24 protein-coding genes are annotated in these 23,345 nt (G+C 40.7%); 6 read left to right on the forward strand and 18 right to left on the reverse strand.

Annotated elements, in window-relative coordinates; all coding sequences use genetic code 11:
* Positions 1 to 45: 45 nt before the first annotated feature.
* Genes CVT07_RS05815 through CVT07_RS05825 form a run of 3 tightly spaced genes read right to left on the reverse strand, consistent with a single transcriptional unit; the run spans position 46 to position 2,377 of the window.
* Positions 46 to 507 (reverse strand): response regulator, encoded by a 462-nt coding sequence (locus CVT07_RS05815; protein ID WP_103558542.1) that lies wholly within the window; start codon positions 505 to 507, stop codon positions 46 to 48.
* 47 nt (positions 508 to 554) lie between these two features.
* Complete coding sequence (gene hemH / locus CVT07_RS05820) at positions 555 to 1,508, reverse strand: ferrochelatase (RefSeq protein WP_107935852.1); 954 nt, start codon at positions 1,506 to 1,508, stop codon at positions 555 to 557.
* On the reverse strand, positions 1,508 to 2,377 hold the full coding sequence (locus CVT07_RS05825; protein WP_009294081.1) for a Gfo/Idh/MocA family protein: 870 nt from the start codon (positions 2,375 to 2,377) through the stop codon (positions 1,508 to 1,510). The genes hemH and CVT07_RS05825 overlap by 1 nt, the downstream gene beginning before the upstream one ends.
* Positions 2,378 to 2,547: 170 nt before the next feature.
* Here CVT07_RS05825 and alaS point away from each other — a divergent pair, with 170 nt between their 5' ends.
* From alaS to CVT07_RS05855, 6 genes are read left to right on the forward strand one after another with little or no spacing between them, the layout of a single operon-like run.
* A complete protein-coding gene (gene alaS, locus CVT07_RS05830; protein WP_107935850.1) occupies positions 2,548 to 5,106 on the forward strand; it encodes an alanine--tRNA ligase in 2,559 nt (852 codons plus the stop codon).
* Positions 5,103 to 5,600 carry a 3-isopropylmalate dehydratase gene (locus CVT07_RS05835; RefSeq protein ID WP_103573022.1) on the forward strand — a complete coding sequence of 166 codons (498 nt, stop codon included), beginning with the start codon at positions 5,103 to 5,105 and terminating at the stop codon, positions 5,598 to 5,600. The genes alaS and CVT07_RS05835 overlap by 4 nt, the downstream gene beginning before the upstream one ends.
* On the forward strand, positions 5,600 to 6,142 hold the full coding sequence (maf, locus tag CVT07_RS05840; protein WP_107935848.1) for a septum formation inhibitor Maf: 543 nt from the start codon (positions 5,600 to 5,602) through the stop codon (positions 6,140 to 6,142). Before CVT07_RS05835 ends, maf begins: the two co-directional genes overlap by 1 nt.
* Positions 6,139 to 8,067 (forward strand): transglycosylase domain-containing protein, encoded by a 1,929-nt coding sequence (locus CVT07_RS05845; RefSeq protein WP_107797266.1) that lies wholly within the window; start codon positions 6,139 to 6,141, stop codon positions 8,065 to 8,067. Before maf ends, CVT07_RS05845 begins: the two co-directional genes overlap by 4 nt.
* Positions 8,068 to 8,075: 8 nt before the next feature.
* A complete protein-coding gene (locus tag CVT07_RS05850; protein WP_103590580.1) occupies positions 8,076 to 8,390 on the forward strand; it encodes a helix-hairpin-helix domain-containing protein in 315 nt (104 codons plus the stop codon).
* 56 nt (positions 8,391 to 8,446) lie between these two features.
* Positions 8,447 to 10,021, forward strand: a complete 1,575-nt coding sequence (locus CVT07_RS05855) for a phosphoethanolamine transferase (RefSeq protein WP_107935846.1) — start codon at positions 8,447 to 8,449, stop codon at positions 10,019 to 10,021.
* 42 nt (positions 10,022 to 10,063) lie between these two features.
* Here the strand turns inward: CVT07_RS05855 and glyS are convergent, their stop codons facing one another.
* The 15 genes from glyS to CVT07_RS05930 all read right to left on the reverse strand — a co-directional run bounded on the left by glyS (position 10,064) and on the right by CVT07_RS05930 (position 23,297).
* Entirely contained in the window at positions 10,064 to 12,082 is a 2,019-nt protein-coding gene (gene glyS / locus CVT07_RS05860) for a glycine--tRNA ligase subunit beta (RefSeq protein ID WP_107935844.1), read from the reverse strand.
* Positions 12,079 to 12,231: a hypothetical protein gene (locus CVT07_RS05865; protein WP_162141601.1), complete on the reverse strand. Its 153-nt coding sequence runs from the start codon at positions 12,229 to 12,231 to the stop codon at positions 12,079 to 12,081. Before CVT07_RS05865 ends, glyS begins: the two co-directional genes overlap by 4 nt.
* Before the next feature lie 3 nt (positions 12,232 to 12,234).
* Positions 12,235 to 13,635 carry an endonuclease/exonuclease/phosphatase family protein gene (locus CVT07_RS05870; RefSeq protein ID WP_107935842.1) on the reverse strand — a complete coding sequence of 467 codons (1,401 nt, stop codon included), beginning with the start codon at positions 13,633 to 13,635 and terminating at the stop codon, positions 12,235 to 12,237.
* Positions 13,632 to 14,111, reverse strand: coding sequence for a tRNA (cytidine(34)-2'-O)-methyltransferase (locus CVT07_RS05875; protein WP_107935840.1), 480 nt, complete (start codon positions 14,109 to 14,111; stop codon positions 13,632 to 13,634). Before CVT07_RS05875 ends, CVT07_RS05870 begins: the two co-directional genes overlap by 4 nt.
* A gap of 75 nt (positions 14,112 to 14,186) precedes the next feature.
* Positions 14,187 to 15,359: a CCA tRNA nucleotidyltransferase gene (locus tag CVT07_RS05880; RefSeq protein ID WP_107935838.1), complete on the reverse strand. Its 1,173-nt coding sequence runs from the start codon at positions 15,357 to 15,359 to the stop codon at positions 14,187 to 14,189.
* A complete protein-coding gene (locus CVT07_RS05885; protein ID WP_107935836.1) occupies positions 15,319 to 15,744 on the reverse strand; it encodes a CiaD-like domain-containing protein in 426 nt (141 codons plus the stop codon). Before CVT07_RS05885 ends, CVT07_RS05880 begins: the two co-directional genes overlap by 41 nt.
* A complete protein-coding gene (locus CVT07_RS05890) occupies positions 15,741 to 15,986 on the reverse strand; it encodes a hypothetical protein (RefSeq protein ID WP_002941772.1) in 246 nt (81 codons plus the stop codon). Before CVT07_RS05890 ends, CVT07_RS05885 begins: the two co-directional genes overlap by 4 nt.
* Positions 15,983 to 17,050, reverse strand: coding sequence for a 3-isopropylmalate dehydrogenase (gene leuB, locus CVT07_RS05895; RefSeq protein ID WP_107935834.1), 1,068 nt, complete (start codon positions 17,048 to 17,050; stop codon positions 15,983 to 15,985). Before leuB ends, CVT07_RS05890 begins: the two co-directional genes overlap by 4 nt.
* Positions 17,051 to 17,059: 9 nt before the next feature.
* The gene (locus CVT07_RS05900; protein ID WP_107935832.1) at positions 17,060 to 17,545 is read right to left on the reverse strand and encodes a 3-isopropylmalate dehydratase small subunit; all 486 of its coding nucleotides are present in this window, start codon (positions 17,543 to 17,545) and stop codon (positions 17,060 to 17,062) included.
* Positions 17,546 to 17,669: 124 nt separating this feature from the next.
* Positions 17,670 to 19,217 (reverse strand): flavocytochrome c, encoded by a 1,548-nt coding sequence (locus CVT07_RS05905; RefSeq protein ID WP_103617171.1) that lies wholly within the window; start codon positions 19,215 to 19,217, stop codon positions 17,670 to 17,672.
* Between the two features lie 132 nt (positions 19,218 to 19,349).
* Entirely contained in the window at positions 19,350 to 20,243 is an 894-nt protein-coding gene (locus tag CVT07_RS05910) for a DUF4299 family protein (RefSeq protein ID WP_107935830.1), read from the reverse strand.
* Between the two features lie 17 nt (positions 20,244 to 20,260).
* Positions 20,261 to 20,620 (reverse strand): DsrE/DsrF/TusD sulfur relay family protein, encoded by a 360-nt coding sequence (locus tag CVT07_RS05915; RefSeq protein WP_107935828.1) that lies wholly within the window; start codon positions 20,618 to 20,620, stop codon positions 20,261 to 20,263.
* 73 nt (positions 20,621 to 20,693) lie between these two features.
* Positions 20,694 to 21,293 carry a LysE family translocator gene (locus CVT07_RS05920; RefSeq protein WP_107935826.1) on the reverse strand — a complete coding sequence of 200 codons (600 nt, stop codon included), beginning with the start codon at positions 21,291 to 21,293 and terminating at the stop codon, positions 20,694 to 20,696.
* A 286-nt stretch (positions 21,294 to 21,579) separates the two neighbouring features.
* Positions 21,580 to 22,071, reverse strand: coding sequence for a DUF1877 family protein (locus CVT07_RS05925; protein ID WP_107935824.1), 492 nt, complete (start codon positions 22,069 to 22,071; stop codon positions 21,580 to 21,582).
* Between the two features lie 179 nt (positions 22,072 to 22,250).
* The gene (locus tag CVT07_RS05930; protein WP_103651495.1) at positions 22,251 to 23,297 is read right to left on the reverse strand and encodes a type II asparaginase; all 1,047 of its coding nucleotides are present in this window, start codon (positions 23,295 to 23,297) and stop codon (positions 22,251 to 22,253) included.
* Between the last annotated feature and the right edge of the window lie 48 nt (positions 23,298 to 23,345).

Raw genomic sequence — 23,345 nt, forward strand, 5'->3', positions numbered from 1 at the left:
TTAAAGAAGAAATTTGGATCTAGGCAAGTGGCCTAAATCCAGAATTTATGCAAGTCCAAGTTCATTTAAGACAGAGCTTAAATTTACAGAATTATTTGTATTTTTGCCAAGGCTATTTTGCTTCTCAAGCAGTGTTTGGCTAGTAAGTGCCATATTTAGCTCTTTGCGGTAGTCACTTAAAATTTTATCCATTATTTTAAGCAACTCATTTTTTTGATCCTGCGTTTTGGTCGGATCATTTATGCTTAAAAGCTCAGTTAGCTCCTCTTTTTTCTGAGCTATTTTCTCTTCTATCTTGTTTGAATTTAGCTCATTTATAAAGCCAGCAGCGCCAATTTCTGTAAGCCTTTTCTTAAACTGCTCAAGCTTGTCTGAAACCTTTGCCTCGCTTGTGATCTTATCAAGCGTTAGACTTAAAATTTCATCAAAACTATTTTTTTTATCTTTGGCTTTGCCTGAGCCTGACTGCAACAAATAATCGATAATATCGTTATTTTGAACCTTCATACATCTCCTTTTAAATTTGAGATGCTTTTTATAAGCAAGATTTATTCCTAAAGGCTAAATTCTCTAGCGTTTTTTGACTTTTCTAGGATAAAACTAGCAAATTCATCGCTAAAATTTGGACAAGAAACGACTTTGTAAAAGCTGAAATTTAGCTCTTTAGCAAGCTTAGCATACTCGATAACTAGCTCAAAAATGGTCTCAGAGTTGTCTATACAAAAAGAGAGCGGATAGATAAGCGCTTTTTTATTTTCGTACTTTGCCAAAGCCTCGTTTAGTGATGGTTCTAGCCATTTAACTGGGCCAAGACGTGACTGATAAGCAAGGCTCACATCTTTAAAATTTAGCCCATGCTCTTTTAGCATTTTGCCTAAAATTTGCACATGTTCGTTTATGTGTTTTTCGTAGATATCGCCCTTTTCTATGATCTTGCGAGGCAAAGAGTGCGCTGAAAAGATGAGGCTAATATCGCTTATATCGGTATCTTTTACCGCTTCGCGGATGTGAAAGATAATGATCTTATTGTAAGCGTCATCATCATAAAATGGCTCACAAAGTAAAATTTTAGCTTTAAAATTAAGCTCCTCTTTTGCCTTTTTAAAATCAGCTAAACTCGAAGTTATCGTAGTTTGCGAGTGATGAGGATAGAGTGGCAAAAGCACTATCTCATCAAATTTTTCATACTTTTTAAGCACATCTTTTACGAATGGCGAAGTGTAGTTCATCGCAAAATCAACCGCGTCAAATTCACTTTGCAAGCTTGAAATTTTCTCACAAAGCTTAGCAGTGAGCTCGCAAAGTGGCGACTTTCCGCCTATTTGCTCGTAGTTGTGTTTCGCAGTTTTTAGCCTACCTTTTGTGATCATGAAAGCTACAAATTTTCTTAAAAATTTATTTTTTATACCCAAGATATATGGGTCATTAAACATATTTGTTAAAAAAATTTCGACATCATCAAGGCTGTTTGCGCCGCCCATATTTAAAAGCAAAAGAGCTTTTTTCATCAAAATAGTTCTCTTATCTTTATCGCATCATCGATGTTTGAAAGCTCGCTGCTTTCGCCACTTTGGCAAAGATCGTAAAAGGCCTCGTATTGCGCTTTTAGCTCGCTATTATTAGTATCTATCTTTAAATTCATCTGTCCATTTTCGCTCACTTGATGAAGCTTATGATCGATGAGATCGCCAAAATAGACGCCATTTTTGGCATTTACCTCTATCTTAAAGCGCTCTAATGAGCCACAAAATGAGTCAGTGATATGCACTAGAATTTGATTTTTACTCTTAAAGCTGATCGCCACGTTGTCGGCACTTTTGGCATTTGTCTTGTTTGTTTGAGTGTAGTAAAAGTCGCTAACTTCTGAATTTATGATATTTTTTGCTAGGTCGATGTCTGAAACTGAGAGCTCATTTATGATGTTTCCATCGCAAAGTGGCTTAAAATGAGCGATTGAAATGCTATAAATTTCCTCTTCTTTTAAAAGTGCCTTTTTAAGTGACAAGATAGTTGGATTAAAACGCTCAGAAATTCCCGTGCAAACCCTAGTTTTATTTGTTTTAGCGGCATATTTTATCTCTTTAAGATCTGCGATACTTTTAAAAACTGGACGTGAGATGAGGATGTTTTGGCAGTATTTTGCACACTGGCAAAATGCCTCAACCATCTCCTCTCTTGGCGAGCAAAGCACGACTGCTTGAGGCTGGGCAACCTCTATAAATTCTTTAAAATCAGTATAAAAATCAGCTCTGCAAAACTCATCAACATTGTCTTTGTCAAAAATGCCACAAATTTCAAACTCGTTTGAGCGTCTAAGCTCTAAATAATGTTTTTTACCTGTGCTGCAATAGCCGATAATGCCGATTTTTAGCTTCACATTCACCCTTTAAAACTTTAGAAATTTTTAATTATTTTATTTACAAATCGCTTTTAAATAGATAAAACAAGAGATAGTTTTCAAAATATCACTATTTTTTCTCTTTTTAGAATTTCGCAAACGAATTTTGGCTAAAATCAAGCAAAATTTTAAAACTAACGAGGATAAAAATGCAAAATTTAGATATAAGAAAGGCATATCTTGATTTTTTTAAATCAAAAGGTCACGAAGTCGTAGCTTCTGCACCACTCGTGCCAAACGATGCAACACTACTTTTTACAAACGCAGGCATGGTGCCATTTAAGAGCATCTTCACAGGCGAAGTGCCACGCCCAACGCCACCTATCCGCACTAGCTGTCAAACCTGCATAAGAGCTGGAGGTAAGCACAACGACCTTGATAACGTCGGCTACACAGCGCGTCACCACACATTTTTTGAGATGCTAGGCAACTTTAGCTTTGGCGAATATTTCAAAAAAGAGGCGATCTCTTACGCTTGGGAATTTGTCACAGAGGTGCTAAAACTACCAAAAGATAAGCTTTATGTAACCGTTCATGAAAGCGACGATGAGGCGTTTGAAATTTGGAGTACTCACATCGCAAAAGAGAGAATTTACCGCTTTGGCGACCACGATAACTTCTGGCAGATGGGCGATACTGGACCATGCGGCCCTTGCAGTGAAATTTTTTACGATCAAGGCGCTGAGCACTTTAACACACCTGAAGATTACATGGGCGGCGATGGCGATAGATTTTTAGAGATCTGGAACCTTGTTTTCATGCAGTATGAAAGAAGTGCAGACGGCAAGCTAAGCCCACTACCAAAGCCAAGCATCGATACAGGTATGGGACTTGAGCGCGTTACTGCTATCTTGCAAGGCAAATTTAGCAACTACGACAGCACACTTTTTATGCCACTCATCAATGAAGTAGCAAAGCTTTGTGGCAAGCCATACGTCTATGAAAGTGGCGCTAGCTACCGCGTCATAAGCGATCACATCCGCTCAGTCACATTTTTGCTAGCTCAAGGCACGACATTTGATAAAGAAGGCCGTGGCTACGTGCTTCGCCGCATCTTACGCCGTGCGATCCGCCATGGATATTTACTAGGCATAAAAAAGCCATTTATGTATAAGCTTGTCGATAAAGTTTGCGAGCTCATGGGAGAGCACTACACCTATCTAAACGATAAAAAAGCGGCTGTAAAAGAGCAGATCAAGCTTGAAGAAGAGAGATTTTTAGCGACAATCGCTAGTGGCTTGGAACTATTTGAGAGTGAGCTTAAAAATACAAAAGAGATTTTTAGCGGAGAGGCTGCGTTTAAGCTCTATGACACATTTGGCTTCCCGCTTGATCTAACAGCTGATATGCTTAGAGAAAAGGGCTTAAAAGTCGATGAGGCAAGGTTTGATGAGCTTATGAGCGAGCAAAAAGCACGCGCGAAAGCTGCTTGGAAAGGCAGTGGCGACAAGAGTGCGAAGGGCGATTTTAAAGAGCTACTTGAGAAATTTGGCGAGAATAAATTTGTAGGCTACGAAGAGCTTAAGAGTAAAAGTAAAATTCTAGCCCTGCTTGATGAAGAATTTAAAAACGTTGATAGCTTAGATGCTGGCAAAGAGGGCTGGGTGATGTTTGACGTCACTCCATTTTACGCTCAAAGCGGCGGTCAGTGCGGCGACAGCGGTAAGATAGTAGGCAAAGCAAATGTGCTTGATACTGAGAAATTTCATGGGCTAAATTTATCTTTAGTAAAAACTAGCGCGGCGCTAAAAGTTGGCGACGAAGTTGAGCTTGAAGTGGGCAGTGATAGAGCCCAGACTGCGCGACATCACAGCGCCACACACTTGCTTCACGCAGCCCTTAGAAGCGTGCTTGGCACACATATCGCTCAAGCTGGCTCAAATGTCGAAGCAGATAGGCTAAGATTTGACTTCTCTCATCCAAAGGCGCTTACTAGCGAAGAAATTTCAAAGGTCGAAAACCTTGTAAATGAGTGGATCTTAAACGGCGCAAATGCAAAAACACAGGTTATGGAGCTTGAAGAGGCTAAAAAAAGCGGAGCGATTGCACTATTTAACGAAAAATATGCCGACAAAGTAAGAGTTGTGAGCTTTGGCGATGTCAGCAAAGAGCTTTGCGGTGGCACACACGTGAAAAATATAGATGAGATCGGATCGTTTTTCATCACAAAAGAGAGTGGCGTAAGCGCTGGCGTTAGGCGTATAGAGGCTGTTTGCTCAAGGGCTGCGCTAAATTTAGCAAGGTCGTTTAGAGCTGAGCTTGAAGAGCTAAAAGATGAGCTAAAAAGCACAGAGCCACTAAATGCCGTTAAGAAACTAAAAGGCGAGATAAAGGGCTTAAAAGATAAGCTAAAAAACGCTAAAAGCTCTGGGGAGCTAGCCTTTATAAATGTAAATGAAACTAAACTTTGTGTGGCACACATCGATGGTGGCGATATAAAAACTTTGATAGATGAGTTTAAAAATGGGCATGAAAAGGCTGCTATCTTGCTAATCCAAACAGATGAAGAGGGTAAAATTTCTCTTGCAGCTGGCGTAAAAAATGCTCCACTAAAAGCTGGCGCTTGGGTTAAATTTGCAGCGCAAATTCTTGGCGGCAATGGTGGCGGCAAAGACGACTTTGCAACAGCTGGTGGCAAAAATGCTCTAGCTATCGAAGACGCCATAAAAAGCTCACTTGAGTATGCAAGGCAAGCTTTAGAAAAATGATTCATCAAGAGATCGCTTTTTTTAAATTTGATCAACTAATCATCTTCTTGCACATTAGCTTCGTAGCTCTTTTTATAGGGCTACAAGCTGGTTTGGTGCTTGCTGGAAGCTATTTTATAAAAAATAAATTTGAAGATAAAGAGCGCTATCACATCTTGCTTCACATCATAAGACGCTTTGGACTAGCCATCTTTGCGCTAGTTCTTGGCATCGCACTAACTAGCTTAATAATAATCTTTTACTTTGATGATGGCAAAATGCAAAATCCGATGGCAAGTGCAATAATAGCGACAAAATGGGCGATAGAGCTATTTTTACTCTTGAATTTAAGCTACATCTTTTATAGATACAAAAAGGCTTTAAAAACTCTAAGATCGCACGAGATGATCGAGCTAAACGAGAGCCTAATCGTCATCATCTACTACTTCACGCCACTAAATTTACTAGCTTCGCTTGCGGCTGTCTATCTTGGCGTGAGCTATAGGGGCTTTTGATGATCACTCTTGCTTCTAGCTCGCCAACAAGGGCAAATTTACTAAAAAATGCTGGGATAGAATTTAAACAAATTTCTTGCAGCTTTGATGAGAGCATGATAGCAAAAGAGCTAAAACCTGAAATTTACGTCCAAAACGTCGTAAAAGCCAAAAAAGAGCAGTTTTTAAAGGCAAATGGCAAGCTTACAAATTTACTCTTTGCAGATAGCTGCGTGGCTTGTGGGGATAAAATTTTAGGCAAGGCAAAGGATGAAAACGAAGCACTTGCTATGTTAAATTTACAAAGTGACAATAAGTGTAGCGTCTATACGGCGATGATATTTTTAGGCGAATTTGAGCTTATAAATGTAAGCAAGACCACATATAAATTTGCTAAATTTAGCGAGCAAGATCTAAAAAGCTACCTAGAAAGTGGCGAGTGGCGAGGCAAAGCTGGAGCCATGACGATAGAAAATTTTAATAAAAAATACATCATCTCCCAGCACGGCGAGACAAGCACGGCAATGGGGCTAAATTTAAAAATATTAAAGGCATTTTTATGAAATATATCTTGGCATTTATCTTTGTAGTTGCCATCGCACTTGGCGGAGCATTTTTATACTTTTATTCGCAGGTGAGATTTGACGCTTATACCATCATCGACTACAAGCCAAAGCTTGCGACACAAATTTTTGATAGAAACAACGAGCTTATCGCAAATATCTTTGAAGAAAATAGAATTTATGTAAAATATAACGACATCCCGCCACGTGTCATCGAAGCGCTCGTAGCTATCGAGGATACGAGCTACTTTGAGCACGGCGGTATCAACGTAGAAGCCATGGCAAGAGCAGCGATAAAGGATATCAAAGCTAGAAAACTAGTCGAGGGCGCATCTACGCTAACTCAGCAGCTCATAAAAAACCTAGCCCTAAGCCGCGAGAAGAAATTTACAAGAAAGATAAAAGAGGTTGTGCTTGCCATGAAGCTTGAAAGCGAGCTTAGCAAAGAGGACATCATCGAAAGATACCTAAATCACGTATATTTCGGGCATGGCTACTACGGCATCAAAACAGCTGCAGAGGGGTACTTTAGAAAAGAGCTAAATGAGCTAAGTATAAAAGAGATAGCGATGCTAGTTGGCATGCCAAAAGCGCCAAGCACCTATGACCCTACAAAGCACCTTGACCTCTCACTTAGCCGCGCAAACAGGGTGCTTGAAAGGATGTATAGCATCGGCTGGATAAATGAGGATGAGTACCGCAAGGGCGTACTTGAAGAGCCAGCAGTCTTTGACGATACGCTCACACGCAACAAAGCCCCTTACGTGGTCGATGAGATCATAAAAGAGGCTTCAAAGAAATTTGACGATATAAAAACTGGCGGCTACAAGATACAAAGCACAGTCGATCTAAACGTGCAAAAGATCGCTCAAGACGCTTTAGTCTATGGCTACAATGAAATTTTAAAAAGAGATAAAAAGGCAAATCCAGAGATGCTAAATGGCGCTATCGTCGTCACTCATCCACAAAGCGGACAAATTTTAGCTCTAATTGGCGGCATCGACTACGCAAAAAGTAGCTACAACCGCGCCACCCAGAGTAAGCGTCAGCCAGGATCAAGCATTAAGCCATTTATCTATCAAATAGCCCTTGATAGTGGCTACTCAGTCGTCTCTCAAGTAGCTGACATCGCTAGGACATTTGACATGGGTAATGGCAAAGAATGGACGCCAAAAAACTATAGCGGCGGCTTTCAGGGCTACATCACGATAAAATCAGCCTTAACCCAGTCTCGCAACCTCGCAACCATAAATTTACTAAACGATCTTGGTCTTAGCTCAGTTCGCAAACAGCTTACGGATATGGGCTTTAACGATATCCCTGAAAATTTATCAATCGCACTTGGAAGCTTTGGAATTTCACCACTTGACTTTGCAAAATTTTACTCGATGTTTCCAAACGATGGCGAAGTGGTCGAGCCTACGCTCATTAAGCATATAGAAAATAGCTTTGGCGCGTCTATGGACTATGAGCCACAAAAGAAGCAGGTGCTAAAACCTGAGCAGGCATTTTTGATGACAACCTTGCTTCAAAATGTCGTAAATAACGGCACCGGACGCAACGCAAAGGTAAATGGCATCCAGATCGCTGGCAAAACTGGCACATCAAACAACAGCATCGATGCTTGGTTTTGCGGCTACTCGCCTGATATCGAGGCCATCATCTGGTACGGAAACGACGATAACAGCCCTATGAAAAAGGTCGAGGGCGGCAGCAGGACAGCTGCGCCTGTCTTTAAGAAATTTATGGAGGGCTACATCAAGCTCTACCCTACCCTAAGACGTGCGTTTGAGCAGCCTGATGGCGTCTATAAAGGATACTACAACGGCGCTGATGAGTACTACACAAACGACTCGCCGTTGCCGCAAAATACGCCAACAAACGACATCATTCAAGATCAAGAAAACGATGGATTATTATTTTAGGAGATAAGATGAAAAGATTAAAAATTTTACTTTGTCTAGCGCTTGCAAGCCTTGCGTATGGCGCTGATCTAAACACAGCTAGCAAGAGCGAGCTAATGAGCCTTGGGCTAAACAAAAGCCAGGCACTAAACGTCATAAAGTATAGAAAAGCTCATAAATTTACAAGTGTCGAGGAGCTTGAGAAGGTTCAAGGCATCGGCTTTAACGACATGCAAAAGGTCAAAGAAAAACTTAGTGTAAAAGATAGCCAAAAGGCAAAAAAGGCTGAGCCTGAAAAGAAGTCAAAAAGCAAGAAGCTAAAAAGCAAGAAAAAGAAAAAATAGCTTTAGTTTAAAAATTTAAATTTTTAAAAAATGCTTTAAGTGAAAGGAATCTTTAAATGATTAATATCAATAAATTTAGAGAAGTAAGTTTTTTTAAATTTTTAACTTTATTTATAATATATATGCTTTTTGTAAATCATATATTTTTATATAAAGGCGTTTTTTTAGGATTTTTAGAAACAAACTCGCTTTCTTTTTCTACCTTATTTTTCACAATTATGTGCATATTTCTTGCATCACTTTTTGCAAGCGTATTTTGCATTGTATTTCTGCCTTATTTATTAAAACCCTTTGCTATTTTTATAATTATTGTTAGCTCGATTTGTTCTTATTTTATGTCAAATTACGGCGTTATCATAAACAAAGAGATGCTACTAAACGTCCTTCATACTGATAATAAAGAAGCTTTTAGCTATTTAAGCATAAATTTAGTATTGTGGTTTGTATTTGCAACTATTTTGCCATGCATTTATGTTGTTTTCGTAAAAATCAATTATAGTAGCTTTAAAAATAGTCTAAAAATTAGATTAAAGATTATCGCTTTTTCGATCGTTACTATCGCTATTATTTTTTCACTAACTTCAAAAATTTTCATACCATTTTTTAGAGAACACATTTACTTAAAAACAGTCTTACTTCCGTCTTATCCAGTATATTCTGCCATAAAATTAGCTCAAATTTTGCTTCAAAAACCGCTCCCTTTTACCTACGTGGCAGATGACGCAACGCTTACTAACGATAAAAAGAAAATTTTAGTTTTGATAGTTGGCGAGACACAAAGGAGCAAAAACTACTCGCTAAATGGCTACACTAAAAACGATACAAACAAATTTACCAAACAAAAAGATGTGGTAAGTTTTACAAATTTCTACTCATGCGGAACCGCGACAGAAACTAGCGTGCCTTGCCTATTTTCAGACTTAAAGCGAGAAAATTTTAGCAACCGCAAAGCCAAAGCTCGTGAAAATTTAGTTGATATCATCAACAAACTTGGCATAAAAACATACTTTTTTGGCAACAATAGTGGCGGTTGCAAGGGCGTTTGCGACAATCTTGATCAAAACCACACCTCAGAGCACAGAGCAGCTGGCTTTGATGAAGTGATATTTGATGAGGCAAAAAAGGTCATAAAAGATGCAAATTCCACTAGCTTTATCGTGCTACATTTGCAAGGCTCACATGGCCCTATCTACTACAAAGGCTACCCAAGCAAATTTAAAGAATTTACCCCAACATGCGACACTGCCGAGCTAAACAAATGCACGCCAGATGAGATAGCAAACACCTATGACAACACCATTTTATATGAGGACTATCTACAAAGCGAGCTGATAAATGCCCTTGAAGCAAGAAAAGATAAATTTGAGGTTGCCATGTTCTTTTTCTCAGATCACGGAGAGAGCCTAGGTGAAAATGGCATATATTTACACGGCCTGCCTTACTCTATCGCTCCAGATGAGCAAAAGCACATCCCAGCCATCATCTTTTCAAGCGATAGTGAGCTTTTAAAAAGGCTAAAAACTAGAAAAGACGAAAGTCTTTCGCATGATTTTATCTTTAGCTCAGTTCTTGGATATTTTGGGGTAAAAACTAAGGCTTACGAGCCAGAATTTGATATTTTTAGGGAGTAAATTTAAAAGCCAGCCTAGGCAAAGCCCGAAGCTGGCGCAAATTTAAAAGCTGATCTCTTTTATATCAGCTACTTTTAGTATCTCGCTATAAATTTGACCGATGATCGCGACGCGGTTATTTCGCACTTTCTCGTTTTCAACGTTTATCATAACTTTGTCAAAAAACTCATCTATCTGCGGTTTTAGAGCAAATAGCGCTTTTAGCCTTGGCTCGTATGCTAGGCTCTTATCAACTGCTTTAAACGCGTCATTTAAGGCCTTTTCTGCATCTATCTCAAAGAGGCTCTCATCGACCTTGCTAAATTTATCATCTTTTATGATGTTTGCAAGGCGCTTAAATGTCGAGAAATTCTCTCTAAAATTTGGCTCACTTGAAATTTTAGCAAGCGCCTCTATCATCTTAGTTAGCTCCAAGATATCCTTTTCGCCGCTTTTTATGCATGCTTTTACGATAGAAGCGTTTGCGTCAAAGAAGATGTAGAGCCTATCAAGGATGAAATTTATAAGCACTTCAACATCAAATTTCTTATACTCTTTTGCGATATCTTCTAAAATTTCTTTTACGTTAAATTTCAGATTATGCGCCAAAACGATCTTTATCACGCCATTTGCTGCGCGCCTTAGAGCGTATGGGTCTTTCGTGCCACTTGGGATTTTGCCGATGCTGAAGAGCCCCATTAGCGTATCAAGCTTATTTGAAAGCGCAACAACCGAGCTAAAGACCTTGCTTGGGCACTGCGCCTCCTCGCCGTCTGGCAGATACTGCTCTTTTATGGCTAGAATGACATTTTCATCCTCTTTTTTAGCCTTTGCGTAGTAAGCGCCCATAATCCCTTGAAGCTCGGTAAATTCATAAACCATCTGCGTTGTAAGATCAGCCTTGCTTAGCATCACAGCTCGCTCTAGCTTAGCCCCGTACTCACCAGCTTCTTTTTTAAGTAGCTCATCATAGTTGTTAGCTAGTTTTTTAGCCACTTTTAGCTCTCTAAGCTCTTTTTCATAGATGCTTCCAAGCTCTTTTAGGTAGGTTATATTTTTTAGTTTTTCTGGGCTAAATTCGGCCTTAAGGTCGCTTTGCCAAAAGAACATCGCGTCACTTAGCCTTGCTCTTAGCACCTTTTCGTTACCTTTGATGATGAGCGAGTAGTCCTGCGTGATGGCGTTGCTAACAACAACGAAGCCATTTGCTAGCTTGCCATCTTTAAAGACTGGGAAGTAGCGCTGATTTTCTTTCATCGATGTGATGATGACCTCGCTTGGCACCTCCAAAAACTCCTCTTCAAACGAGCCAAGAAGCGCTGTTGGATACTCTGTGATCGCCACTACTTCAGCTAGCAAGTCTTTATCTATCTCGATCTTTAGCCCACTTTTTTGGCTGATCTTTTCAAACTCATTAAGGATTATCTTCTCTCTCTCGTCCGCTTTAAGCACGATCCCACGGCTCTTTGAGCCATCAAAATACTCTTTTATATTTGAAATTTTTATCTTATCGTAGCTGATGCTTCTGTGAGGATAGGTAGAGTTACTGCTCTCTACGCCAAATTTGTTAAATTTAATGACCTCATCACCAAGCAAGCACAAAAACGATCTTATCGGGCGGATAAACTCAAATTCGCCGTTGCCCCAGCGCATAGACTTGCCAAAGCTAAGGCTCTTTAAAAACTCCTCGACCATGTCGCCCATTATCTTAGCAACCGGCTCGCCCTTCACCTCTTTTTCGTAGTAAAGCACCTCTTTGCCGTCTATCTCTTTAAATTTAAGCTCACTCTCACTTATGCCACATTTATTTGCAAAGCTAAGCGCAGCCTTTGTAAAAGCTCCGTCTTTTAGCGCTACTTGCTTTGGCGCGCCAACGAAGCTAGCCACGCTATCTGGCTGAGCTAATGGGAATTTCTCATGGAAAAATACCAAACGACGCGGCGTGTAGTAAAATTTAAACTCGCTTTTGATGTTATATTTTTCAAGCACAGCCTGCCATTTAGCGTTGATGTTTGGCAGCTCCCTTAAAAATGGTATCGCTGGGAGCTCCTCGACTCCGATCTCTAGTAACAACTCTTTCATATCTCACTCTTTTTATTAAAATTTTCTCTTTTTTCTCTTATCATCTCTCTTGCTCTCTCCTTCTCTTGCGCCTGCAAAATGACGCCTCTTATCATAAATATAACAAACAAAACAAACGCTGCGATCATAAAAATATCTAAAATTTGCACCATCTACTCCACAACGATCTCTTTTTCGTTTTTATAAATTTTCACCCTCGCCTGCTCAAAGCTATACTCACCATCTTTTAGCCTTTTTTTGCTATAAACTCTGATCTTGCCATGTGGCGTATACAAGTAGCCACCCTCTAGCCTACCTGAAATTTTAGCGATCACATCGCCGCTTCTTGCAATGCTTAGCTTTGAGCTATCAAGTAAATTTTCGCTCACATCTTTTGTGCCATGCTCATTTATGATCTCATAAGAGCTCACCTCAAGCGCCTCTTTGTAAAATTTCACTCGCCTAACCAAAATGTCAAGCTCATCGCCCACAGCCACGCTATTTTTAGGGTCGTAGACGTAAATTCCGCGGTGATTTTTCGAGATGATAAAGCCTTTTTTATCTTTTAAGATGACAACCGCCCTTTCAACTAGCACTGGCACATCCTCAGGATTTGCAAAAAGTGCGTCCACGTCGGCTTTTTTATATATTGGCTCGCTTACTTTTGCCGTAGCGTTTTTCTCTGCACTAAAAAATTTACCAACAAGGCCGGTTTTAACAGGGCTTGGCCTAGTTGAGATCTTAAATCTCAGCGCAAAGTGGTCTGAGTAAAGATCGCTCTTTGCAAAGCCACGCTCATCGACTGCAAAGCTTGGTTTAAAGACCTCAAAGCTGCCTGTAACGTAGCTTAGATCGCCATTTTTGATAAAGCTAGGCGAGAGCAAAACGTGGTCTATCGCTCGCTTTTTGCCATTTGCCGTGTGAGAGTACCTATCCTCAGGCGCTAGCTCTTTGTAAAGGTCGTAAAAGCCTCTTGTTGCGATGATATCATTTAATATCGACTTTTCGCCATAAGGTGAGTTAAAATCACCCAAGATAATGGCATTTTGCTCTTTTGTAAGAGCCGCTCTTAGCGTTCTTTCAGCCTTTTTTTGGGTATTTAGTCCGTTTTTAAAGGCTGGGAAGTGGTTTACAAAGACGCTAAAATTCTTTTTATCAACCTCAAAAACGACCTTTAAAATATTTCTAGTTTTTACATTTGGCACTTTAAAAATTTCACTGCTGCTTGGCTGTATCTTTGAGACGATACCAAGGCCAACTGGCGAGTTTTTCTCTTTTGTGAAAATTATAAATTTATAGTCGCTGCCTTCAACAAGGCTTTTTAAAATCTGCTCGTTTTCCACCTCTTGAAGTGCGATGATGTCGGTATCTATGGCGCTTATGATCTGCCTAGTTCTTTGTAGCTTGCCGCCAGCTGCCTCGCAGTCCCACTTAGAAACGCCGACTTGGAAATCAAGATATTCGCTGCCGTCATTTTTGCAGTCAAATAAATTTTGCACATTATAAGTTGCGATGCTTATCTCGCTCGCAAACGCCGCCCAAAACACCAAAAATAAAGCAAAAACTACTCTCAAATCTCCCTCCTAAAGTCGAATTTAGCTATATTTTGCCTGATCGCCTCATATGCGATGATACCAGCACTCATGGCTAAATTTAAGCTCCTGCCCTCTTTTCCCATCGGGATCGTTATGGCATTTTTAAAATTTATATCCATAAATTCTCTTGGCAAACCCGTGCTCTCTCCGCCAAAAAATATAAAATCCCCTGGCTCAAATTTAGCGTCGTAATAAAGCTTATTTGTCTTTGTCGTAGCAAAGAAAAATCGCTCTTTGTGACTTAAATTTGCTTCCAAAAACTCATCTAGGCTTTCCCAAATTTTTGGATCTAAAATTTTCCAATAATCAAGCCCAGCACGTCTAACAGCCTTTTCGCTCAGGTCAAACACGATTGGCTTAACGATGTGTAGCTTTAAATTTGCATTTACACACATTCTGCCGATAGCTCCGGTGTTTTGCGGTATCTGAGGATGGACTAGGACTATGTTAAACATAAATTTATTTTTGCCTTAAAAAGTGTTATAAACAGCCTTATTTTAGCCAAAATGGGCTTTTAAGAGTTTTAAAGATTAAGATTTTCTAAATTTGCGCTTGGCTAGATAGCTTGAAATTTCAAGCTCCTGCTTGCGTTTTATCTCAGCTGCGATCATCTCATTTTTAAAGCCAGCCGCCAAGATCTCGCTCACATCGACCTTTGCGTCAAATTTACTCTCATAGACCCCAAGCTCTTTTGCACGCTCTATGCGCTCTTTATTATAAGCTCCCAGCCATGATTTTAGTGGCATATTTAGAGCAATTTGCAGTAGCTCATTGTCACTTGGCATGTCTTTAAAAAATGGCTCTTTTAAGATAGAAAAGTAGCTCTTTGGCAGGCGCATTTTCTCTAAAATTTCCTTTGCGTCAAGCTCAAATTTTCCAAAAAGCATATACAAAAATAGCCTCTCGTCATTCACGAAATTTCTAGCACTTTTAAGTTCAGCCAAAAACTCATCACTCTTGTGAATTTGCACGCCAAAAATTTCTTTAAAAAGAGAGAGTGCAAAAAGATAAAACGCCCCTTTTTCAAGGTGCTCTGAGCGAAAAAATTTAGTAAGCTCGGTATTTATCCTATCCTTACTTAGATGCGTTAGATCAAGCGTTTTCATAAGCTCTAGCGTATCATCATCTATGCTAAAATCAAGTCTCGCGCTAAACTGCACGCCACGTAGCACCCTTAGCGGATCTTCTTTAAATTTCTCACTATCGATGTGCCTTAGTGTCTTGCACTCAAGGTCCTTTTTGCCGCCATGAAAGTCTAAAATTTCGCCGTTAAAGATGTTCATCATCATGGCATTTACCGTAAAATCACGCCTAAGGCTTGCAAGGCTTGGATCATTTATGTAGCTTACGGCAAAGTCTTTGTGCGAATTTCCCGTCTTACTCTCGCTTCGTGGCAGACCAAGATCGTAGTTTTTGTATTTGTAGATGAAGTAGCTTTTGCCAACACCACTAGCTCTTATGCTAGCCATTAGCTCATCAAATTTAAGAGGCTCTATGTCATAAACCTCGATGTCGAAGTCATAAATTTCTCGTCCCAAAAGCGCATCTCTCACGCAGCCACCGACTAGATAGACACGCTTGCTAAAAGGAGCAAATAGCGACCTAAAGAAGTCTAGCTCGCTATTTTTGTAAATGCTTGTACCAGTTTTTGCCTCAAATTTATTATTTTGAGAGATTTTGTAGTCTATTTTCGATGTTTGCAAGGGTAAATTCTAAAAATTTAGTCGTTAGCTCGAGCCTTTGGCCAAGGTCTTGCTCGCTAGTTTGCTTAAGACCCTCAAAAAGCACCTCGATGCGCTCAGCAAGATTTGCTAAGAAAATTTCTTCATCACTTATCTCCCTGCTCTTTGGCAAAATTTGCGCTACCTTTGGCTCTGGCTCGCTTTGCGCACTTGACACACTTGGCACGCTTGCCTCTACTTTTGGCTCTTCAAGCACTTGCTCTTTGGCAGATTCTATTGCCAAAAGCTCTTTTTTTAAATTCTCCCTTTCAAGCTCTTCTTGCTTTTTGTTTTGCAGTGCCTCTATCTTCTCAAGCTCGGCGCTAACCTCACTAATGGCCATCCTAGCGATATCATCAAGCTTCATAATCTTATCAACCACCTTTTAAATTCATTTATCTCTTCGTCACTTTTCATCCTGATAAAAAACTCTTTCATCTGCTCGTTTTTTATCACGCGCTCCTTGCGAAGTCCGCTCAGGCGGTTTATCGCGCTAAGGGCGTCCTTGTTTGATGGGTCTTGTTTTAAGATGTTCTTGTAAATTTCAAGCGCATCATCTTTTAGCCCCTGCGCCTCGTAGATCAGTGCTTCAGTGATCGTGTTTTTCATTTTTTGATAAATCCTGCTATCACGTCGCCTATCTCGCTTGTTGAGCAAATTTCAACTGCGTTAAAAGCGGCGATATCTTTTGTTCTATATCCCTTTGCAAGGGCTGTTTTTACGGCACTTTCTATCGCATTTGCAGCCTCGCTCTCGCCAAAAGCATATCTTAGCATCATCGCTGCACTTAAAATGGTCGCGATCGGATTTGCTATGCCCTGCCCTGCGATGTCTGGCGCTGAGCCGTGGATAGGCTCATAAATTCCCACTTTGCCGCCCATGCTAGCACTTGGCAAAAGTCCTATCGAGCCACAAACCATGCTCGCTTCGTCACTTAAAATGTCGCCAAATAAATTTTCAGTAAGTATGACGTCAAAATTTGCAGGAGCTCTTACTAGCTGCATCGCTGCGTTATCGACATACATGAAGCTAAGCTCTACTTCAGGATAGCCCTTTGCCACCTCGCTTGTCACCTCGCGCCAAAGCTGACTAGTCTCAAGGACATTTGCCTTATCGACCATGCAGACCTTTTTCTTGCGAAGCATAGCCGTCTCAAAGGCGATCTTTGCGATGCGCTCGATCTCAAATTTAGTATAAAGCATCGTATTAAACGCTCTATCTTCGCCTTTTTCACGTGGCTGCCCAAAATAAAGCCCACCAGTTAGCTCACGAACCACGACAAAATCAACGCCCTTTAAAACCTCTGGCTTTAGCGTGCTAGCATCCACTAGCTCGTCAAAGATGATGGCTGGGCGTAAATTTGCATAAGCTTCTAGCTCTTTTCTGATCTTTAAAAGCCCGCTCTCTGGTCTTAGGTGTCTTGGTAGGCTGTCCCATTTCTCGCCACCTATCGCTCCAAAAAGCACAGCGTCGCTACTAAGCGCTGAGCTTAGCGTCTCATCTGGCAGTGGCTCACCAAAAACATCGTAAGCTGCACCGCCCATAAGCTTGTAGTCGTACTCAAATTTGATACCAAACTCAGCGCTTACAACGTCTAAAACCTTTATCGCCTCGTCGATGATCTCAGGGCCGATGCCATCGCCTTTTATAACGCAAATTTTATAGTTTTTCATCGCCGCTCCTTAGTTCATCTTTGCTTTTGCGTACTCGATAAGGCCACCAGCATTTAAAAGCTCTTGCATAAATGGCGGGATAGCGTTAAATTTATACTCTTTTTTTGTGCTTTCATCTACGATGACGCCGTTATCTACGTCGATCTTTAGCGTGTCGCCCTCGTTTATCTCGTCGATTTCTTTGATCTCAAGTATCAAAAGCCCTGTATTAAAGCTATTTCTATAAAAAATCCTAGCAAAGCTCTTAGCCACAACAGCTGCTATGCCAGCCTCTTTTAGCGCTAATGGGGCGTGCTCTCTTGAGCTTCCGCAGCCAAAATTTTCACCAGCTACGATGATGTCGCCTTTTGCTATTTTTGAGCTAAATTTAGGATCAGCGTCTTCCATGATGTGTTTTGCTAGCTCTTTTTCGTCTGAAGTGTTTAAATATCTTGCGGCGATGATGATGTCGGTGTCGATGTTATCGCCAAATTTCCAAACTTTGCCTTGTTTCATTTTTAACCTTTAGTTTTGTAAATTTGGGCTGATTTTAACCAAAAGAAGCTAAATAAATAATCAAAAGCGCTCTTGCAAGCTAAATTTAGCGGCATTTAAACCGCTAAATTTAAGTAAAAATAAATTAGATATTCTCTCCAGCAACCATGCCAAATACCATACAATCAGCCATGCTCATCGTGCCAAGACGGCTTGCTCCATGCACGCCACCAGTGATCTCGCCAGCTGCGTAAAGACCTGCGATAGGCTCGTGAGTAGTTGCGCTTATGACTTGCGCTTTTGTATTTATCTCGATGCCACCCATGCAGTAAAGGATCTTTGGCGTAGTCTCACTCGCGTAAAATGGTGCTTTTGTAATGCCAATGCCATTTACATCAGCTTTTGTCAAAGGTTTGCCAAATTCAGGGTCTTTTTCATTTTTGACATATTCGTTGAAATTTTTAATAGTCTCCAAAAATGGCTCAAGCGGGATATTATAAGCTTTTGCAAGCTCTTCAAGTGTGTTAAATTTCTTTATAGAGCCCTCTTCAACGCCCTTTTTAGTATAAGCGATATTGTTTGCATCAACGGCTGCTTGATCGCAGATATTTACTGGATAGTTATCGTTTTTATCGCTTTGAGCCATACAAGCAAAGATCGCATCGCTCTTTACCTTACGGCCTGCATGCTCGTTCATAAAGCGTTTGCCAGTTTTTGGATTGACGCTTAGGCCGTAGTCATTTGCGCAGTGATTTGTAAAAAGTGCAGATGTGCCAAAGCCTCTTTCAGTTGGGTTTGTGTATGGATTTAGCTGGATCCAGCTAAGTTGGATAGGGTTTGCTCCAAGCTTCATCGCAGCTACTAGTGCTCCAGAGGTTGCGCCTGGCTGGCTAACTGTCTCGATATTGTCTTTTAGATACGGCACTTGCTGCATCCTAAACCACTTATCAGAGCTAAAACCTCCTGCGGCTAGAATGACGCCATCTTTTGCTTTAAAGCATTTTGGCGTGCCAGTTTTATTCTCTTTATCATCGTTTGCAAGCTGATGATCAAATCTATAATCCTCCCTGCATTTTATGCCAACAACCCTGCCATTTTCATCGATGATAAAATCATCAAATTTAGTCCTTCTTTTTGTCACGGCATTTGGATTTTTATCGATCGCATCGTGCATAGGCAAAACGTATCCTGCGCCACTTGTGTTTTTAGACTGAACAGCACGTTTTATAGAGTGACCGCTCGCTGAGATAACCTTGCCAGTAAATTCAACGCCAAGCGTTTTTAGGTATTCAAAAGCGTCATTTGCGCGGTCATAGATGACTTCAAGCAGATCGACATGGTTTAAATTTTGACCATCTTTTAGGCAGTCAGCGATAAAAGCCTCTTTGCTATCTTTTATGCCTGCTGCTTTTTGAAATTCATTATTTGGGACAGCCATATTGCCAGCATTTATGACTGAGTTGCCACCACTTCGTCCCATTTTCTCGATCATTAGCACTTTTTTACCGCGTTTTAGCGCTTGCAAAGTAGCCATCGAGCCTGCAAAGCCTGTGCCTATGACGATGACGTCATACTCTTCGTCAAATTTAATATCTTTTGCCTCTAAAACTCCAGCATTTGCACTGCTAGCAGCAAGTGCTAATGCGCCAGTAGCACCCATTTTCATAAAATTTCGCCTTGAAATTTCTTTCATTGTTTGCTCCTTTTTTTAAATTTCTTGGCGTAAATTATACGTCAATTACGCATAAAATAAAACTTAATTATGAAAATTTGACTAAAAATATTTATAAAGCAAATTTTAATACTAGCCTTTAAAACTCTAAATTTATGCCTTTGCCTTTTGCAAAATTTCTTTCATCTCATCCTCGCTAAGTGGCTCAACAAGCACGTTTGTAGCGTCAATGAAGCGGTATTTTTCTTTTGGTAAATTTGCCATGAAAGCTCCATATTCACACTCATCAAGCACATGAGCGTCACTATCATCCACGCCCACAACTAGCGTAAGCACCCAGCGCGAGACCTTGCGATCCCCAAGCGCCTCTTGTGCCTGCCACGACGGAGATGGAGCATAAGGCAAGATAGTCGGTAAATTTTCACTAAGTGTATATGTGCCAAAAATTTCGTTGCCGTCTTTGTCTTGATAGAGGTGCTCTCTTGCGCTGTATGCGTCAAGATACTGCACCTGCCTCATCATCTCATCAAATTTAGCCGCAGGGCTGGCGCTTGCAAAAATTTCATCTACCATAACCGCGTCAAACGCCACGTCTCGCTCCACGCCAGAGATATAAAGCGTTTGATTTTTCTCTTTTGCATCTTTTAACGCCTCAAGCCCCCACATGATGTCAGTCTCGTAGTCAAATTTTAAAATTTGCTCACTATCATAAATTTTTTCGTTGTCGCACTCTATTTTTGAGCCTGTTTGGGCTGAGAGCTTTGAGAGTAGCTCAAGTGCGATCTGCCAGTCTCCGACGCCACTTGGAGTATAAACGCGCACGATATACTTGCCATCTTCGTAGTTTAGCTCAAAGCCACGAGCGCTCTTTTGCCACACGCCTGCTATCATCACGTCAGCGCCCAGCTCATTTGCGCTTGGCTCCTCTTGCTCGCTGTTAAAAAAGAAAAGCCCCTCAACAAGAGCTGAAATTTCACGCTCGCTTAGCGCCTTTGCATATCCGCCAAGCAGCTTCTTTTTATTTTTTACACTAAATGTCAAACTCATAAATTCTCCTTTTTGCTCTAAAATGTCATCACCTGATCGCACTCTCTCACCCACTCGGACAAGATATCCATGCTGCCTTTCACCTCAGCCTCAAAATAAGGCTCTCCCACATGCAAACCACACCTTGTTTGGCAGCTACCACAAACCTTAAGCATCGCGCCACCAGCGTATAGCTCTTTTAGCATCTCCACTAGATCAATGTCGTAGTTTTCTGGCTTTTTGGTGCTATTTCGAGCAAGATCGACTGCGTCGTTCATGAGAAAGATCCTAACATCTTCGCCCTTTTCTTTTAGCGCTCTAGCCAGCCTTAGTGCGTTGTAAGCGTTGTCCGTGCCGTTATATGGCTGATTTGTAAGTATAAATAGAAATTTTTTCATCTCTTATCCTTTTGCTAAAAATGTAGTGCAAACTGGGCAAATTTTAGCCAAGCTAGGTAAAAAGGGGATAAATTTATCTAAAAAGTAAGAGCACACCGATCGTGCAGACGATAATGGCGGTGCAAATTTCAAGTAGTCTTAGGTGCGTTTGTAAAAATTTCTTTAGCATAGCTCCGCCAAGTGCGTAGATATTTAGCGCGCAAAACTCGATGAAAACGAGCGTTACGGTGATAACACACATGCGAGTGAGGCTAAATGGATCGTCTTTATCCAAAAATGTAGGCAGCAAGGCTGAGAAAAATATCCACGCCTTTGGGTTTGAGACGCTAACGATGAGGCCATTTATAAACATCTGCTTTTTGCTTGGCAAATTTGAGACCTTTGTGATGCTAAGCTCGCCCTTGCCAAAAAAGAGCATCACGCCAAGATAGAGCATATAAAGGCCTGCGATGATATTTAGCGCCTTAAATGCGTATTCAAAATGATGCAGCACCGCGCCCACGCCAAGCATGCAGCTAAACGAGACAAAAGCAATCGCTAAAAGCTGCCCAGCCATCACGAAAAACGAGTGCTTGTAGCCAAAGCTCATACCAACGCTCATCGCGTAGGTCATATTGATGCCTGGCATCAGAGAGATAGGCGCAAGGGTGATAAAAAATAGCAAGAAATTCATGAGATGCCTTGAAATTTTAATGAAATGCTAAATCAAAATCTATAAATTTATGATAAAAGAAGGCTTTATTAGTAAATTTAACCTGCTTTTGGACGTGAGAAATTTGACTTTTGGCGCTAGGGATATAAATTTAATGAATTTAGCGCAAAAACAATGGCAATTTTATATCTGTTTCGCAGCCTAGATAGCAAATTTGCCAAGTATGTTTTTATATAAATTTAATTGCCTTTAAAACTAGCTAAATTTAGAGCAAAATAGCTCACGCTTTATCTGTAAATTTTAAAATTTAGGCTATTACTGTTATCACGCCAAGCCCATTGCTAGCGGCATTTTGATAAAAATTTAAAAGCCCAGCAAAGTGCTCTTTTAAACTCGCCCTTATATCTTCAAATTCGCTCACGCTCCCAAAGATATCAGGATATGTCTTTGAGCTAGCAAATTCTTTTAAATTTATCTTTGCTAAAAGCGCGTCGATATCAACATTTTTCAACGTCTCAGCCACCTCTTTTACATCCGTGGCATTTGTGTAAGAGATCATCTCGCTTAGCTCTTCGTTTAAGGCACTTCGTCCAAAAATAGCCCAGCTAAAAGGCTCATTTGAGTTAAAAATGTCGCCAGTCTTAAGGCTCTCAGAGAAATTTCTACCAGTTAGCATCTTACACATCGCGTCCCACATCTTGTCCATATCGTATTCGTCCAAAAGTTCACCGCCACCGCCATTTTTGATCTTTTCTATATCATCTTGCGAGTAAGCGTAGTAGTGCGCGCTAATCCCCATTTTAGAGCCTTAAATTTAATGTGAATTTTAAAAAAGAGAGGGCGGAGCTATAAATTTAATAGTTCCGCCACGAGCGGATATCGTGAGATGATTTTAAATGTTGCACATAATTTTTCTACCAAATGAGAAAAATCAAAGCTCACTTAAAAGCACTCGCGATATCTCCGCTAAGATTAAGCTTAGTGAGTTAAGAAAAACTCTTGAATTTTAGCTTTATCGCTTGTTTTTGTAAGAGCAAGCATCAAAAGCACTCTAGCTTTTTGAGCGTTTAGGTTGTCGCTTGTTAAAAAGCCGTATTTTGCGTCATCAACTTCGCCATTCATAGTTGTCTCGCCGCTTCCCACACGTGAGTCACGAACTACCACTACGCCAGCTTTTGAAGCCTCGCCAAGAGCCTCTAGCACGCTAAAGTAAGGGTTGCCGTTGCCAAGACCAGCGCTAACGATACCTTTTGCGCCGTTTTTAACAGCCACATTTACAAAGTCAGGGTTGTCATTTGCGTGAGAGTAGATGATATCAACCCTTGGAAGCTCTTTTACGCCAGTTAGGTCAAATGCTGAACTTGCTGTGTGTTTTCTGAGCGGATTCATATAGTATTTTACGTTACCGTAAAAGACTGTGCCGATCTTGCCGCTGTTTGGTGATTTAAATGTATCAACGCCTGTTGTGTTAGTTTTTGTCACCTCACGAGCCGCGTGAATTTCATCATTCATAACAACTACAACGCCCTTGCCTACGCTATCTTTGCTGATAGCTACATTTACAGCGTTAAATAAATTTAGTGGGCCATCAGCACTTAGTGAGCCGCTATTTCTCATCGCACCTACAAGCACGACTGGCTTGTCGCTTTTAACGACTAAATTTAGAAAGTAAGCTGTCTCCTCCATAGTGTCTGTGCCGTGAGTAACGACGATACCATCAGCTTTGCCGCTGTTTAGAAGTTCGTTTATTCTATTTGCAAGCTTAAGCCAAACTTCGTTATTCATATCTTGTGAGCCGATATTTGAAATTTGCTCGCCTTTTATGGTAGCGATCTTGTTGATATCTGGCACGGCTGCGATTAGTTTATCGACCGTAACAGTTCCAGAAGTATAGCTTGAATCAAGCGAACCTGAGCCGCTTCCTGCTATCGTTCCACCAGTAGCTAGGATGTAGATGGTTGGCTTAGCAACCGCTAAAGTAGCACCTAAAATCATGAGTAACACCGCCTTAAAGATTAAACGCATTTTAGCTCCTTTGCATTAAAATTTGCTAGAGCATTATAACGTCATATA

The sequence above is a fragment of the Campylobacter concisus genome (genome assembly GCF_003048875.2).
Classification (GTDB): domain Bacteria; phylum Campylobacterota; class Campylobacteria; order Campylobacterales; family Campylobacteraceae; genus Campylobacter_A; species Campylobacter_A concisus_AU.